We start from the raw sequence: 13,025 nt of genomic DNA on the forward strand, positions 1-13,025 counted from the left end.
GTCTGTTGATTCCGCTGATTCCGCCGGGAATCAGACGCGCTCGACGATGGTCGCGATGCCCATGCCGCCGCCCACGCACAGCGTGGCGAGGCCGTACCGCTTGTCCTGGCGCTCCAGTTCGTCGACGAGCGTGCCGAGGATCATCGCGCCGGTCGCGCCGAGCGGATGGCCGAGGGCGATCGCGCCGCCGTTGACGTTGACCTTGTCGAGGGACAGGCCCATGTCGCGCACGAAGCGCAGGACGACCGCCGCGAAGGCTTCGTTGATCTCGACCAGGTCGATGTCGTCGATCGTCAGGCCCGCCTTCGCCAGGGCCTTGCGGGTGGCGGGCGCGGGACCGGTGAGCATGATGGTGGGCTCCGAGCCGGAGACGGCGGCGGAGACGATGCGGGCGCGCGGGGTGAGCCCGTGGCGCTCGCCGACCTCCTTGGAGCCGATCGCGACCAGGGAGGCGCCGTCGACGATGCCGGAGGAGTTGCCCGCGTGGTGGACGTGGTCGATCTTCTCGACCCAGTGGTACTTCTGCAGCGCCACGGCGTCGAAGCCGCCCAGGTCGCCGATGTCCGCGAAGGACGGCTTCAGCCCCGCGAGGGAGTCGGCGGTGGTGCCGGGGCGCAGATGCTCGTCGTGGTCGAGGACGACGAGGCCGCTGCGGTCCTTCACGGGCACGACGGACCGCGCGAAGCGGCCCTCCTTCCAGGCCGTGGCCGCCCGCTCCTGCGAGAGGGCGGCGTACTCGTCGACGTCCCGCCGCGAGAAGCCCTCGATGGTGGCGATCAGGTCGGCTCCGATGCCCTGCGGCACGAAGTTCACGGCCAGGTTCGTCATCGGGTCGTTGAACCAGGCGCCGCCGTCCGAGGCCATCGGCACCCGGGACATCGACTCGACGCCGCCGGCGAGGACGAGGTCCTCCCAGCCGGAACGCACCTTCATGGCGGCCATGTTGACGGCCTCCAGGCCCGACGCACAGAAGCGGTTCTCCTGTACGCCCGCGACCGTGTCCGGGAGTCCCGCGGCGACCGCCGCGATCCGGGCGATGTCGGAGCCCTGGTCGCCGACGGGGCCCACGACGCCGAGCACGATGTCGTCGATGGCCGCCGGGTCCAGGTCCGGGAAGCGGCCCTGGATCTCGTGGATGAGTCCGACGACGAGGTCGATGGGCTTGGTGCCGTGCAGGGCGCCGTTCGCCTTGCCGCGGCCGCGCGGGGTACGGATCGCGTCGTACACGTACGCTTCGGTGCTCACTGGTAAGCCTTTCGGTGAGGGTCAGCCGAGGACGGCACGACCGATGATCTCTTTCATGATCTCGGTGGTCCCGCCGTAGATGGTCTGGATACGGCCGTCGGTGAAGGCCCGGGCGACGGGGTACTCGGCCATGTAGCCGTACCCGCCGTGCAGTTGGAGGCAGCGGTCGGCGACGCGCTTCTGCAGCTCGGTCGCCCACCACTTGGCCATGGAGGCGTGCACGGCGTCGAGCTCACCGCGCGCGTGGTCCTCTATGCAGCGGTCGAGGAAGGTGCGGGTGACGGCGCACTCGGTGGCCATCTCCGCGATCTCGAAGCGGATGTGCTGGAGCTTGGCGAGCGGCCGTCCGAAGGCCTCGCGCTCCCTGACGTACCCCGTGGTGAGCTCCAGGACGTGCTCGGCGGCGGCGATCCCGGAGACGGCGATGCTCAGGCGCTCCTGCGCGAGGTTCGTCATCAGGTGCCCGAAGGCGCCGTTGAGGTCGCCGAGCAGGTTCTCCTTGGGCACGCGGACGTCGTGGAAGAACAGCTCGGCCGTGTCCTGGGCCTTCTGGCCGATCTTGTCGAGGTTGCGGCCGCGTTCGAAGCCGTCCATGCCCCGCTCGACGACGAGCAGCGACAGCCCGCGGGCACCGCCCTCGGGTGTCGTCTTCGCCACGACGATCACCAGGTCGGCGAGGATGCCGCTGGAAATGAACGTCTTGGAGCCGTTCAGCAGCCAGTGGTCCCCGCGGTCCTCGGCGTGCGTCCGGATGCCCTGGAGGTCGGATCCGGCGCCGGGCTCGGTCATCGCGATGGCGGTGATCAGCGAGCCGTCGCAGAAGCCGGGCAGCCAGCGCCGCTTCTGTTCCTCGGTGGCCAGGCCGGTCAGATACGGGCCGATGATGTCGTTGTGCAGTCCGAGCGCGAGCCCGGGTGCGCCCGCGCGCGTGAACTCCTCGGCCAGGACGGCGCTGTAGCGGAAGTCGGGCGTGCCGCCGCCTCCGTACTCCTCCGGCACGGCGAACCCGAGGAGGCCCTGCTTTCCGGCCGCGCGCCAGGCGTCCCGGGAGACGATGCCGTCCTTCTCCCACTGCTCGTAGTACGGCAGCACCTCCTTGGCCAGGAAGCTGCGCACGGTCGCGCGGAACTCCTCGTGCTCGGGGGCGAAGATCTTCCGCTTCATTCCTGGCCCTTCATGAGGTCGGGTACGTCCCAGTCGCGGGCCACGTCGGGCGTGTCGGCGCCCGGTCGGGCGGGGCCGGTGCGGACGCCGGTCGGTGTCGCCGAGAAGCGGGGCGCGGGGGCGGGCTGGGTGATGCCGCCGTGGTCGGTGAAGGTGCCGCGGGCGGCGAGGTGGGGGTGGTGCGGGGCCTCGCCCAGCGACAGGACCGGCGCCACACACGCGTCGGAACCCTCGAAGACGGCCGCCCACTCGTCCCGCGTACGGGACTTGAAGCGCTCGGCGACCGCCTCGCGCAGCTCGCCCCAGCGCGCGATGTCCTTGCGGGAGTCGGCATGCCCCTCGATGCCGAGCAGGTCAAGGAACTCGGCGTAGAACTGCGGTTCCAGGGCGCCGACCGCCATGGCCTTCCCGTCCGCGGTCTCGTACGTCCCGTAGTAGGGACAGCCGCCGTCCAGCAGGTTGGCCCCGCGCCGGTCCTGCCAGCCGCCCGCGGCGAACATGCCGTGGATCATCGAGGCGAGGTGGGCGGCGCCGTCCACGATCGCCGCGTCCACGACCTGGCCGGTGCCGGTCACGCGCGCGTGGTGCAGGGCCGCGAGGACACCGACGACGAGGTAGAGCGAGCCGCCCGCGTAGTCGCCGACCAGGTTGGCGGGGACGGCCGGGGGCTGGTCCGCGTCGCCGATCATGCCGAGGGTGCCGGTGAGCGCGATGTACGCGATGTCATGGCCGGCGCGGTCGGCAAGGGGGCCCTCCTGGCCCCAGCCGGTCATGCGGCCGTAGACGAGCTTCGGGTTGCGGGCCCGGCAGGCCTCGGGGCCGACGCCGAGGCGCTCGGCGACCCCGGGGCGGTAGCCCTCGATGAGGATGTCGGCGCGCGCGGCGAGGTCGAGGACGCAGGCGGGGCCGTCCGGGGACTTCAGGTCGACGATCACCGAGCGCTTGTTGCGGTTGGTGATGTCGTACGCCGGGTTGATCGCGAGTCCCGAGCCGCCGGGCCGGTCCACGCGGACCACGTCGGCGCCCAGGTCGGCCAGGAGCATGGCGGCGAAGGGGCCCGGCCCGATCCCGGCCAGCTCGACCACGCGGACGCCGCCGAGCGGGCCCGGTGCGGGTGTGTGTGACGCCGTCGTCATCCAGCCCCCTGCGCTATGACACAACCGATGTAACACCAGTGATGCTAAGAACGTGTTCCAGCGGACACAAGACCTGGGCGAGCAAGCGCTTAGCCAAGGTGCCGGTCAGCGCGCGTCCAGCTCCGCTATGAGCTTCTTGGGTGCGATCGTCCGATAGCTCTCCTCCACCCAGTCGCACAGCAGCTCCGCCGCCGGGGCGCCCTGCTGCTCCAGGGGGACGCTCACCCAGCCCGCCTTGCCCAGGCCGTACCCGGCGGGCTCGGCGCCGGGGCAGGTCAGGGCATGGGCGTGGGCCTCGTCGTCCTTGAGCTTCACCGTGATGCCCATCGGATAGCTGCCGTCGGCGACGCCCATGAAGACGAAGACCTTCTTGTTCACCTTCGCGACGGTCTCGCCCCAGGGGAAGTCCTCGGCGGCGCCGGGCAGGCCGAGCGCGAACTCACGCACTTTTTCCCACTTCTTCAGGGCGTTCTTGGGCACGGCCACCGTCCACACCTCCGGGCTGGTCATCGAGCTGCGCACTCCTCACGCTAGCCTCGGCCACCGACAACGGCGCGTGCGGCGGACTCCAGGAGTGTCATGACCAGGCTGAACGGGGCGGACCGCCCCTACGACATCGTGCTCTACGGCGCCACCGGCTTCGTCGGAGTCCTCACCGCCGAGTACCTCGACGCGCACGCTCCCGAGGGTCTGCGCTGGGCGATCGCCGGGCGCGACCGCGAGAAGCTGGAGCGGCTCAGGGAGCGGCTGACCGGCGAGGTCGGCCTGGTCCAGGCGGACGTGTCCGACGCGGCGGCGCTGCGCGAACTCGCCGGGCACGCGCGCGTGGTGGCGACGACGGTCGGCCCGTATGTGACGTACGGCGAGGAACTGGTCGCCGCCTGCGCGGACACCGGCACCGACTACATCGACCTGAGCGGTGAGCCGGAGTTCGTGGACCTGACGTACGTCCGCCATGACGCACGCGCGCGTGAGACGGGCGCGCGACTGGTGCACGCCTGCGGTTTCGACTCGATCCCGTACGACCTGGGCGCGTACTTCACGGTCCGGCAGCTGCCGGAGGGGGTGCCGCTGACCGTCGACGGGTTCGTGACCGCCGACGCCATGTTCTCCGGCGGCACCTTCGCCTCGGCACTCAACCAGTTCGCCCGTGCGCGCCAGATGGTGGCCGCCGCACGCGACCGGAGCCGGCACGAGCCGCGCCTGGTGGGCCGTCGCGCGACCGCGCCGACGGGTGCGCCCCGGTTCGCCGGGGAGGTCGGCGCCTGGGCGGTCCCGCTGCCCACCATCGACGCGCAGATCGTACGGCGGTCCGCGCGCGCCCTGGAGCGGTACGGACCCGACTTCCGCTACCGCGAGTACGCGGCCGTCCGGCATCTGCCGGTCGCGCTGGGCGGGGTCGCCTTCGCGGGCGCGATGATGGCGGCGGCCCAACTCCCCGCCGCGCGGCGCTGGTTGTCCTCCCGGCTGGAGCCCGGGGACGGACCCGGCCCCGAGAAGCGGGCTAAGAGCTGGTTCTCCGTGCGCTTCGTCGGCGAGGGCGGCGGCCGACGGGTGTTCACCGAGGTCGCGGGCGGCGACCCGGGGTACGGCGAGACGGCGAAGATGTTCGCCGAGTCGGCCCTGTGCCTTGCGTTCGACGAACTCCCGCCGACGGCCGGGCAGGTCACGACGGCGGTGGCGATGGGCGACGCGCTGACCGAACGGCTGCGCGACGCGGGGATCACCTTCCGGGTGGCCGCGACCCGCTGAACGGGTCCTAGAGCGACCATCCCAACAGGGTGTAGATCATGCCGCCGATCCAGCCGAGCCCGGACAGCACGGCAAGGATCAGTGCGGCGTTCACGGCACGCTCGACCGGTCGGTTCGGGTCGGCGAGGGGCTTGGGGGAACGGTGGGCGGCACGGTGTGTCGTCATGCGCCCCACCCTGCCGACCAGGACGGTGCGGCCACATCCGTACGGGTACTCAGTCCGGGTACTCAGATCCCGCGGTACTGGGCCGGGTTCCCTTCAGGCCGTCGCGTCCCGCAGCGCCCTCCGGCACAGCGCGTCGGCCCTGCGTGTCGTCTCCGGGAGACGGTATGCGGGGCTGAGCGCGAGGGTGTGCGCGCAGGCGTTGTCGAGGCTCACCCGGTGGCCTACGGAGACGAAGACGGGCTTGACCGCGTCCCGGGTGCGCAGGGCACGGCCGACCTCCTCGGTACCCGCGAGCAGCGGCGACGTACTGCCGCGCGGGGCGTCCGGGTCGTCGTACGCGAAGGTGAACGGGTTCTTGGCGACGCCGATCGTCGGCAGGCCGGTGAGGACGCCGAGGTGGCTGGCGAGGCCGAAGCGGCGGGGGTGGGCGAGGCCGTAGCCGTCGCAGACCACGAGGCCCGGCGGGCACGGCAGCGCGTCGAGGGCGGCGAGGACCGTGGGGATCTCGCGGAAGGCGAGCAGGCCGGGCACGTACGGGAAGGAGATCCGCCCGACGGCCGTGGCCTCGGCGACGACGTCGAGACGCGCCGCGTCCAGGACGACGGCCGCGGCCGCTACGACGTCCCGCTCGTCGTCGTAGGCCACGTCGACCCCGGTCACCCGCCCCGATCCGGGCGGCGGCCCGGGCTCGTCGAGCACCACCCGCTCGCGCAACTCGTCCTGGACGGCACGGGCCTGTTCCTCGGTCACGGGCCAGCCGGCGGGGATGCGTACGGTCGTCATGGTGAGGACGAGGGTACGGCCGCCCGCCGGCCCCGGTTCACTTGCCGCCCAGTGCCCGCTTCAGCTCGCTCTTGTTCATGTCCGAACGGCCGTGGATGTTGCGTTGCTTGGCCTCCTCGTAGAGCTGGTCGTAGGTGGGGCCCTGGGAACCCTTGCCGGACCGCTGGCCGCCGCGTTTGCCGGACGACATGTCCTGGGTCGAGGTACGGCTGGCCTGCTTCGACTCGCCGGACCGGGCGCGTTCCTTGTTCACCGTCCGGGAGGCGATCTCCTTGGCCCGCTCGGGGCTCTCCCCGCGTTCCCGGGCGCTCTCCTTGATGTGCTCGTACTGGCGTTCCCGCTTCTCGCTCGAACCGCGTGGCATGGACGGTCACTCCTCTCGCACTCGGCGACCGGGTACCCACAATTCGGCGTCAGCCCTCCAGCCGGGCCACCCGCCCCTTCTCCCCGGCGGCCCAGCAGCCAAGGTCGGAGGTGCAGTCCACGGTGTCGTACGAGCCGGTGTCGACGGTCCGCCAGGTGCGGCCGGCGTCCGTCGTGAGGTCCGTGCCGGTGGGGCCGACCGCGAGGGCGGCGGTGCGGCTGTACGGGAGCCAGGTGGCGCCGGAGCGGTAGGCGGGCGGTGGCTGGGCTGCGGGCTGCCAGCTGCGGCCACCGTCGGCGGTGCGTGCGGCGGCCTGCGGGGAGGCCTGGTCGGCGCGGTAGTCGCCGCCGACCGCGAGGCCGTGGGTGCGGTCGCGGAAGGCGAGCGCGAAGACGCCGCGGGCCGGATCGCCCGCCGGGATCGGGGTGTCGGTGGCCGTCCAGGTCCGTCCGCGGTCGGCCGAGTGCAGCACGCGCGCGTGGGCACCGCCGCCGGTGGCCAGCCAGACGTCCTTCGGGCCGGCGGCGACCAGGCACTGGCCACTGGCCGCGAACCCGAACTCGCCGTCCAGCGCCGCGGGCATGCCGGTGTCGGGCAGCACCGTCCAGGAGCGGCCGCCGTCGCTCGTCGACAGGATGCGGAACTTTCCGTCCACCGGGTCACTCAGCGCGAGGCCATGGCGGCGGTCGAAGAAGGTCATGCAGTCGTAGAAGGCCCTGGCGTCGGTGTTGCGGAAGGACTCGGTCCAGGTCGCCCCGCCGTCTTCGGTGCGGTAGACGCGGGACGCCTCGCCCTCACCGATGGCCAGCACCACCGCGCGCCGCGCGTCGAACGCCTCGACGTCCCGGAACTCCAGCTCCGCGGCGCCCGGCGGCGAGACGTTCCGCCAGCTCGCGCCGCCGTCCGTGGTGCGCAGGACGGTGCCCTTGGACCCGGCGAGCCAGGCGGTGCCCCGGTTGACGGCCGCGAGCCCCCGGAACCGTACGTCGGTCGTGCCGCTGTCCTTGAGCTCCCAGTGCGGTGCCCGGTCCTCGCCGGCCTGCGTGGGCCCGGCGCACGTCAGCACCGCCAGCGCCGCTCCGCACACCACCCCCACGGACACCGCTCGTCTCGTACGTCCCCTTGCCCCGACCGGTCGCGTGATCCCCAAGCGCCTCATGGCGGGCGAAGCTAGTCCACCGCCCCGGTGCCGTCCAGATGGCGTCGCATACCGCCTCATGTTCCCCAAGGGGCACATGAGGTGCGCCGGGCCGCTCCCGTGCATGAAGGCAGTGACCGAGGTCACTCGGCATTCGTGTGCACGGATTGGCTGATTCCGTCGTCTCTCCCAGTGCCCGGCCTCATCCCCGGAAATCCGTCCCGTCGTCATAAGGGAGCAAGGCGTTGTCCATCATCGAGCAGCCTGTCGAGGCCCGTCTCGTCGCCGCAGCACCGCGGATGCCGAGCATTCCCGCCACCCTGCAGTACGACCGACGCGATCCGTTCGCCATCCGCATGACCTTCCCGGCTCCGGCGACGCTGGAAGGCGTCGACGTCTGCTGGACCTTCTCCCGCGAACTCCTCGCGGCCGGCATGCAGGACGCGGAGGGCCACGGCGACGTACGGATACGGCCGTACGGCTACGACCGCACCGTTCTGGAGTTCCACGCCCCCGAGGGCACGGCTGTCGTGCACGTCCGCTCGGAGGAGCTGCGGTCCTTCCTGGCGGCCACGAGTGCGCTTGTTCCCATCGGGCTGGAGGCTCTGCAGATCGACCTGGATCAGGACCTTGCCGAGCTGATGCGCGACGCGGCGTAAGCGATGCGCTGGTAGTGCCGCGTTTGGCCGTCGGTCGTCTGCGGGCTCGTTGTGGCTGGTCGCGCAGTTCCCCGCGCCCCTACAGGGCGCTTTGCTTAGCGCGTTCGTCCCAGCAGCTCGTTGAGTTCGCCGTAGTCGAGGCCGTCCGCCAGCGACTCGTACGTCCCTGCCGTCAGCAGTTCCCGAGCGGCGCGGCGGATCAGGGCGTGTGCGGCCTGGGCCAGGCCCGAGCCGACGCTCACGCGGGCGACCCCGAGTGCGGCCAGCTCGGGCACCGGCGGCGCACCGGGACCGGCCATCACGTTCAGCGGTCCGTCGATCCCGTCGGCGAGCAGCTTCACGGTTCCCGGTTCGACGGCGCCGGGGACGAAGATCCCGTCGGCGCCCGCGGCCAGGAAGGCGGCGGCCCGCTCCAGGGTGAAGTCCACTCCCCCGGCGCCGCGCAGGAACGTGTCGATGCGGGCGTTGACGTACAGCGGCACGCCCGCGGTGTCGGCGGCCTCGCGGGCGGCGGCGATACGCTCCGCCTGCTCGGCGACCGGCCGCAGCGGGCCCTCTCCGGCGCCGTACAGCGCGTCCTCGATGTTCACGCCCACGGCGCCCGCCGCGAGCACCGCGCGGACGGTGTCGGCGACGCCCGCCGGATCCTGCGCGTAGCCGCTCTCGATGTCCGCGCTGACAGGTACGTCCACCGCGGCGGCGATACGCGCGACGGCCTCGATCGCGGCGTCGCGCTCCAGCCGGTCGCCGTCCGGGGCGCCCAGCTCCCACGCCAGCCCGGCACTCGTGGTTGCCACCGCCGCGGCGCCGGCGTCCTCGACGAGACAGGCGCTCGCCGTGTCCCAGGCGTTCGGCAGGACCAGCGGCCGGCCGGGGACGTGCAGGGCCCGGAAGGCCCGCGCCTGGTCGCGGAGAGTGTTCTGGTTCGTCATGCGGGTCACTCAACCAGCCCTGGCCGTGCGGAGGCTGGCAGAAATCCGACACGACCGTGACGACGGCGCCCTGCGCGCGGGCCGCCTCAGCCGCCCGTCGCCACCGACGGCGCCGACACCGCCGCGACCACCCCGGCACGCACCTCGCGGATCACCGCCCGCAGTCCCGGCGCCGCAGCCCCGCTCCGCTCCGTCAGCGCCGCCACCCGATCCTCGTGGCGGTCCCGCTCCTTGGACGGCACCAGCGTGCGCACCCGGCCCGCGACAGCGAGCGCGACGACGGCCGCGTCCCGGTCCGCGATCTCCGCGACGGGCAGCGGCCCTTCGAGGATCTGCCGCGCCTCCTCACGCAGCGCCTCCACGACGCCGCTGCAGTCCACGCCGTACTCGACGGTCGGGAACACCCCGAGGACCCGCTTCTTCGTCACCTGCAGGTACCCGTCGGCGGCGAGCTTCGCCTGTACGGCGTCGAGCGTGACGCGCGCGTGCAGCGTCACCCAGGTCCGCCACCGGTGCGGTCGGGACTCCCTGACGAGTTCCAGGAGCCCGTCGAGCACGGCGTCCCCGGTGAGGGAGTCCATGTCGACCGGGGTCGCGATGCCGTCGGCATCGATGAGCAGGCCGCGCTGGGCCAATTCGGTGAGGGCGCCGGCCCGCACCACATGGTGGAGGTGGGCGGCGCCGGTGACCTCGTTCCTCGTGGTGTCCCAGGCCAGCAGGTAGAGCCGGGCCGGCAGCGACAGCGAGCCGTTGGGCACGGGGCCTCCTTCGCGCGGTGAGGTCGGGGTTCACGTTAATCCGTTGACAGCCGATGAGCCCCCTCGTACGGTGTACAGCGGTTCTGTTGCCGTCGATGGGAGAGGGACGTTGCTCGTCTGAGGTCCTGAGACACCGCGTCACACCCCTTGGGCGTGGGCGCTGCGTGCGACCTCGGCATTCGAGCCGTCCTCGACGGGCAGGGCTTTTCTCATGCCTCCCGGGACCTCTTCCCCGTTGGTCGCCGGTGTCTCGATACGCGTTTGCCCCTGATCCTTTCGAGCAACCGCGGAGGCCCGCATGTCCATGTCCATCACCGTTACGTCCCTGTCCTTCGCCTGGCCCGACGGCACCGCCGTCTTCGAGGGCCTCGACACCGCTTTCGGTCCGGGCAGGACCGGGCTCGTCGGCGTCAACGGGTCAGGGAAGTCAACCCTGTTGAAGCTGATCGCCGGTGATCTCGCACCGGCCGACGGCACCGTCCGGGTCGCCGGCGAGATCGGCTGTCTCCCGCAGAACGTCACGCTCGACACCGCACTCCGGGTCGACGAGGCGCTCGGCATCGCCGCACAGCGGGCCGCGTTGCACGCCATCGAGGCGGGCGATGTGACCGAGGAGCACTTCGAGACCGTCGGCGACGACTGGGACGTGGAGGAGCGCGCGCTCGCCACCCTCGGCGAACTCGGGCTCGGACACATCGAGTTGGACCGCGGGATCGGCGAGGTCTCGGGCGGCGAGTCGGTACTGCTGCGGCTGGCCGCACTGCTGCTGCGCCGGCCGGACGTGCTGCTGCTCGACGAGCCGACCAACAACCTCGACATCTACGCCCGCAAGCGGCTGTACGCGGCCGTCGCCGCCTGGCCCGGGGTGATGGTCGTGGTCAGTCACGACCGTGAACTGCTGGACCTGGTCGACCAGATCGCCGATCTGCGCTCCGGGGAGATCACCTGGTACGGCGGCAACTTCTCGGCGTACGAGGAGATCCTCGCCACCGAACAGGAGGCGGCCGAGCGCATGGTGCGGGTCGCCGAGGCCGACCTGAAGAAGCAGAAGCGCGAGCTGGTGGACGCCCAGGTCAAGCTGGCCCGCCGCAAGCGGTACGGCCAGAAGATGTGGGACCAGAAGCGCGAACCGAAGATCATCATGGGGGCGCGCAAGCGCGCGGCGCAGGAGTCCGCGGGCAAGCACCGCATCATGCACCAGGAGAAACTCGCCGAGGCCAGGGAACGTCTCGACGAGGCGGTGGAGGCCGTACGGGACGACGACGAGATCCGCGTCGACCTGCCGCACACGGCCGTACCGCCGGGCCGTACCGTCCTCACCCTCCAGGACCTGGAGCTCGCCTACGGCGCGCGGGTGGCCGGCGGTTTCGAGCTGCGCGGTCCCGAGCGCGTCGCGCTGATCGGGCGCAACGGCGCGGGCAAGACGACGCTGCTGCGGACGATCACCGGAGAGCTGGCGCCGGTGTCGGGCGAGGCGACGGCGCATGTGCCCCTGCGGTTCCTGCCGCAGCGGCTCGACGTCCTCGACGGCAGTCGCACGGTCGTCGAGAACGTGGCCAGGTTCGCGCCGGGCGCCACCAACAACCGGATCCGGGCCCGGCTGGCCCGCTTCCTGTTCCGGGGCGGCCGGGCCGACCAGCAGGCGGCGACGCTGTCCGGCGGCGAGCGCTTCCGGGCGGCGCTGGCCGCGCTGATGCTGGCGGAACCGGCACCGCAGCTGCTGATGCTGGACGAGCCCACGAACAACCTCGACATGGCGAGCGTGCGCCAGCTCACCACGGCGCTGGAGTCGTACGAGGGGGCGCTGATCGTGGCCAGCCACGACGTGCCGTTCCTGGAGTCGATCGGCATCACCCGGTGGCTGCTCCTGGACGGCGAGCTGCGCGAGATCACCGGAGACGATCATCTCGGGGAGGCCACAGCCTGATGTCGGGGGTTTCGTGCGCCCGGACCGGCCCTGCATGATGGCGGACCGGCGCTGCGTCACCGGCGCCGACACTCTCACCCGATTCGGAGTCCTGGACGTGCCCAGCAAGAAGGCCCTCATCCGCCGCCCCAGCCCGCGCCTCGCCGAAGGGCTGGTGACCCACATCGAGCGGGAGAAGGTCGACACCGATCTCGCGCTCGAGCAATGGGAGGCGTATGCGGAGGCCTTGCGGGAGCACGGCTGGGAGACGGTCGAGGTGGATCCGGCCGACGACTGCCCCGACTCGGTGTTCGTCGAGGACACGGTCGTCATGTACAAGAACGTCGCCCTGATCGCCCGGTCCGGCGCCGAGTCCCGGCGTGAGGAGACCCTCGGCGTCGAGGAGGCCGTGGCCCGGCTCGGCTGCTCGGTCAACTGGATCTGGGATCCCGGCACGCTGGACGGCGGCGACGTCCTCAAGGTCGGCGACACCATCTACGTCGGCCGGGGCGGCCGTACCAACGCGGCCGGCGTCCAGCAGCTGCGGGCCACCTTCGAACCGCTGGGGGCGCGTGTCGTCGCCGTACCGGTGAGCAGGGTGCTGCACCTGAAGTCGGCGGTGACGGCCCTGCCCGACGGGACGGTCATCGGGCACATCCCCAAGGTGGACCGGCCGTCGCTGTTCCCGCGCTTCCTGTCGGTGCCCGAGGAGGCCGGCGCCCATGTGGTCCTGCTGGGCGGCAGCAAGCTGCTCATGGCGGCCAGTGCGCCGAAGACGGCGGAACTGCTGGCCGACCTCGGTCACGACCCGGTCGTCGTGGACATCAGCGAGTTCGAGAAGCTCGAGGGATGTGTGACATGCCTCTCGGTCAGACTGCGTGAGCTGTACGCCTGACCTGGTGCCGAATCGCCTCAAAAGCCCCGGGACCTGCGGGTCCCGGGGCTGCTCCGTCTTCCTTGGGAATGTTGGCTGATCAGCGGTCTTTACGGCGCTCTTAACCTACGGCTTCGTAACCTACGGT

Annotated in this window: 14 protein-coding genes; 4 read left to right on the forward strand and 10 right to left on the reverse strand. The window is 71.8% G+C overall.

Annotation, left to right across the window (positions count from 1 at the left end):
* Nucleotides 1-30 precede the first annotated feature (30 nt).
* From ACTWQO_RS11495 to ACTWQO_RS11510, 4 genes are all read right to left on the reverse strand, one after another.
* A complete protein-coding gene (locus ACTWQO_RS11495) occupies nt 31-1,245 on the reverse strand; it encodes an acetyl-CoA C-acetyltransferase (protein WP_443237138.1) in 1,215 nt (404 codons plus the stop codon).
* A 21-nt stretch (nt 1,246-1,266) separates the two neighbouring features.
* On the reverse strand, nt 1,267-2,409 hold the full coding sequence (locus ACTWQO_RS11500; RefSeq protein ID WP_443237139.1) for an acyl-CoA dehydrogenase family protein: 1,143 nt from the start codon (nt 2,407-2,409) through the stop codon (nt 1,267-1,269).
* Entirely contained in the window at nt 2,406-3,545 is a 1,140-nt protein-coding gene (locus ACTWQO_RS11505) for a CaiB/BaiF CoA transferase family protein (RefSeq protein ID WP_443237140.1), read from the reverse strand. Before ACTWQO_RS11505 ends, ACTWQO_RS11500 begins: the two co-directional genes overlap by 4 nt.
* A gap of 105 nt (nt 3,546-3,650) precedes the next feature.
* Complete coding sequence (locus tag ACTWQO_RS11510) at nt 3,651-4,055, reverse strand: MmcQ/YjbR family DNA-binding protein (protein ID WP_443237141.1); 405 nt, start codon at nt 4,053-4,055, stop codon at nt 3,651-3,653.
* A 69-nt stretch (nt 4,056-4,124) separates the two neighbouring features.
* On the opposite strand from ACTWQO_RS11510, the gene ACTWQO_RS11515 reads away from it, so the two are divergent.
* The gene (locus ACTWQO_RS11515; RefSeq protein ID WP_443237142.1) at nt 4,125-5,297 is read left to right on the forward strand and encodes a saccharopine dehydrogenase family protein; all 1,173 of its coding nucleotides are present in this window, start codon (nt 4,125-4,127) and stop codon (nt 5,295-5,297) included.
* Nucleotides 5,298-5,304: 7 nt separating this feature from the next.
* Here the strand turns inward: ACTWQO_RS11515 and mmpA are convergent, their stop codons facing one another.
* The 4 genes from mmpA to ACTWQO_RS11535 form a co-directional block, all read right to left on the reverse strand.
* The gene (mmpA, locus tag ACTWQO_RS11520) at nt 5,305-5,463 is read right to left on the reverse strand and encodes a morphogenic membrane protein MmpA (protein ID WP_443237143.1); all 159 of its coding nucleotides are present in this window, start codon (nt 5,461-5,463) and stop codon (nt 5,305-5,307) included.
* A gap of 93 nt (nt 5,464-5,556) precedes the next feature.
* The gene (locus ACTWQO_RS11525; protein WP_443237144.1) at nt 5,557-6,246 is read right to left on the reverse strand and encodes an endonuclease V; all 690 of its coding nucleotides are present in this window, start codon (nt 6,244-6,246) and stop codon (nt 5,557-5,559) included.
* A gap of 37 nt (nt 6,247-6,283) precedes the next feature.
* Nucleotides 6,284-6,610, reverse strand: coding sequence for a plasmid stabilization protein (locus ACTWQO_RS11530; RefSeq protein ID WP_443237145.1), 327 nt, complete (start codon nt 6,608-6,610; stop codon nt 6,284-6,286).
* Between the two features lie 49 nt (nt 6,611-6,659).
* Complete coding sequence (locus tag ACTWQO_RS11535; RefSeq protein WP_443237146.1) at nt 6,660-7,769, reverse strand: WD40/YVTN/BNR-like repeat-containing protein; 1,110 nt, start codon at nt 7,767-7,769, stop codon at nt 6,660-6,662.
* A gap of 278 nt (nt 7,770-8,047) precedes the next feature.
* Here ACTWQO_RS11535 and ACTWQO_RS11540 point away from each other — a divergent pair, with 278 nt between their 5' ends.
* On the forward strand, nt 8,048-8,407 hold the full coding sequence (locus ACTWQO_RS11540) for an SsgA family sporulation/cell division regulator (RefSeq protein WP_443237321.1): 360 nt from the start codon (nt 8,048-8,050) through the stop codon (nt 8,405-8,407).
* A gap of 95 nt (nt 8,408-8,502) precedes the next feature.
* Here ACTWQO_RS11540 and ACTWQO_RS11545 read toward each other — a convergent pair whose 3' ends face one another.
* Together ACTWQO_RS11545 and ACTWQO_RS11550 are read right to left on the reverse strand one after the other, a co-directional pair.
* Nucleotides 8,503-9,339, reverse strand: a complete 837-nt coding sequence (locus ACTWQO_RS11545) for an isocitrate lyase/PEP mutase family protein (protein WP_443237147.1) — start codon at nt 9,337-9,339, stop codon at nt 8,503-8,505.
* 86 nt (nt 9,340-9,425) lie between these two features.
* A complete protein-coding gene (locus ACTWQO_RS11550) occupies nt 9,426-10,097 on the reverse strand; it encodes a GOLPH3/VPS74 family protein (protein WP_443237148.1) in 672 nt (223 codons plus the stop codon).
* Nucleotides 10,098-10,395: 298 nt separating this feature from the next.
* Between ACTWQO_RS11550 and ACTWQO_RS11555 the strand changes: the two genes are divergently transcribed.
* Nucleotides 10,396-12,024: an ABC-F family ATP-binding cassette domain-containing protein gene (locus ACTWQO_RS11555; RefSeq protein WP_443237149.1), complete on the forward strand. Its 1,629-nt coding sequence runs from the start codon at nt 10,396-10,398 to the stop codon at nt 12,022-12,024.
* A gap of 97 nt (nt 12,025-12,121) precedes the next feature.
* A complete protein-coding gene (gene ddaH / locus ACTWQO_RS11560; RefSeq protein WP_443237322.1) occupies nt 12,122-12,898 on the forward strand; it encodes a dimethylargininase in 777 nt (258 codons plus the stop codon).
* Nucleotides 12,899-13,025: the final 127 nt, after the last annotated feature.

The sequence above is a fragment of the Streptomyces sp. 4N124 genome, from assembly GCF_052245395.1.
Taxonomy (GTDB): Bacteria; Actinomycetota; Actinomycetes; order Streptomycetales; family Streptomycetaceae; genus Streptomyces.

Bases quoted from the DNA above. Each gene is read 5' to 3' on its own strand.
- ACTWQO_RS11505 (WP_443237140.1), bottom strand. From the start codon at position 3,545: ATGACGACGGCGTCACACACACCCGCACCGGGCCCGCTCGGCGGCGTC.
- ACTWQO_RS11540 (WP_443237321.1), top strand. From the start codon at position 8,048: ATGCCGAGCATTCCCGCCACCCTGCAGTACGACCGACGCGATCCGTTC.
- ACTWQO_RS11515 (WP_443237142.1), top strand. From the start codon at position 4,125: ATGACCAGGCTGAACGGGGCGGACCGCCCCTACGACATCGTGCTCTAC.
- mmpA (WP_443237143.1), bottom strand. From the start codon at position 5,463: ATGACGACACACCGTGCCGCCCACCGTTCCCCCAAGCCCCTCGCCGAC.
- ACTWQO_RS11545 (WP_443237147.1), bottom strand. From the start codon at position 9,339: ATGACGAACCAGAACACTCTCCGCGACCAGGCGCGGGCCTTCCGGGCC.
- ACTWQO_RS11510 (WP_443237141.1), bottom strand. From the start codon at position 4,055: ATGACCAGCCCGGAGGTGTGGACGGTGGCCGTGCCCAAGAACGCCCTG.
- ACTWQO_RS11555 (WP_443237149.1), top strand. From the start codon at position 10,396: ATGTCCATGTCCATCACCGTTACGTCCCTGTCCTTCGCCTGGCCCGAC.
- ACTWQO_RS11530 (WP_443237145.1), bottom strand. From the start codon at position 6,610: ATGCCACGCGGTTCGAGCGAGAAGCGGGAACGCCAGTACGAGCACATC.
- ACTWQO_RS11535 (WP_443237146.1), bottom strand. From the start codon at position 7,769: ATGAGGCGCTTGGGGATCACGCGACCGGTCGGGGCAAGGGGACGTACG.
- ACTWQO_RS11525 (WP_443237144.1), bottom strand. From the start codon at position 6,246: ATGACGACCGTACGCATCCCCGCCGGCTGGCCCGTGACCGAGGAACAG.
- ACTWQO_RS11500 (WP_443237139.1), bottom strand. From the start codon at position 2,409: ATGAAGCGGAAGATCTTCGCCCCCGAGCACGAGGAGTTCCGCGCGACC.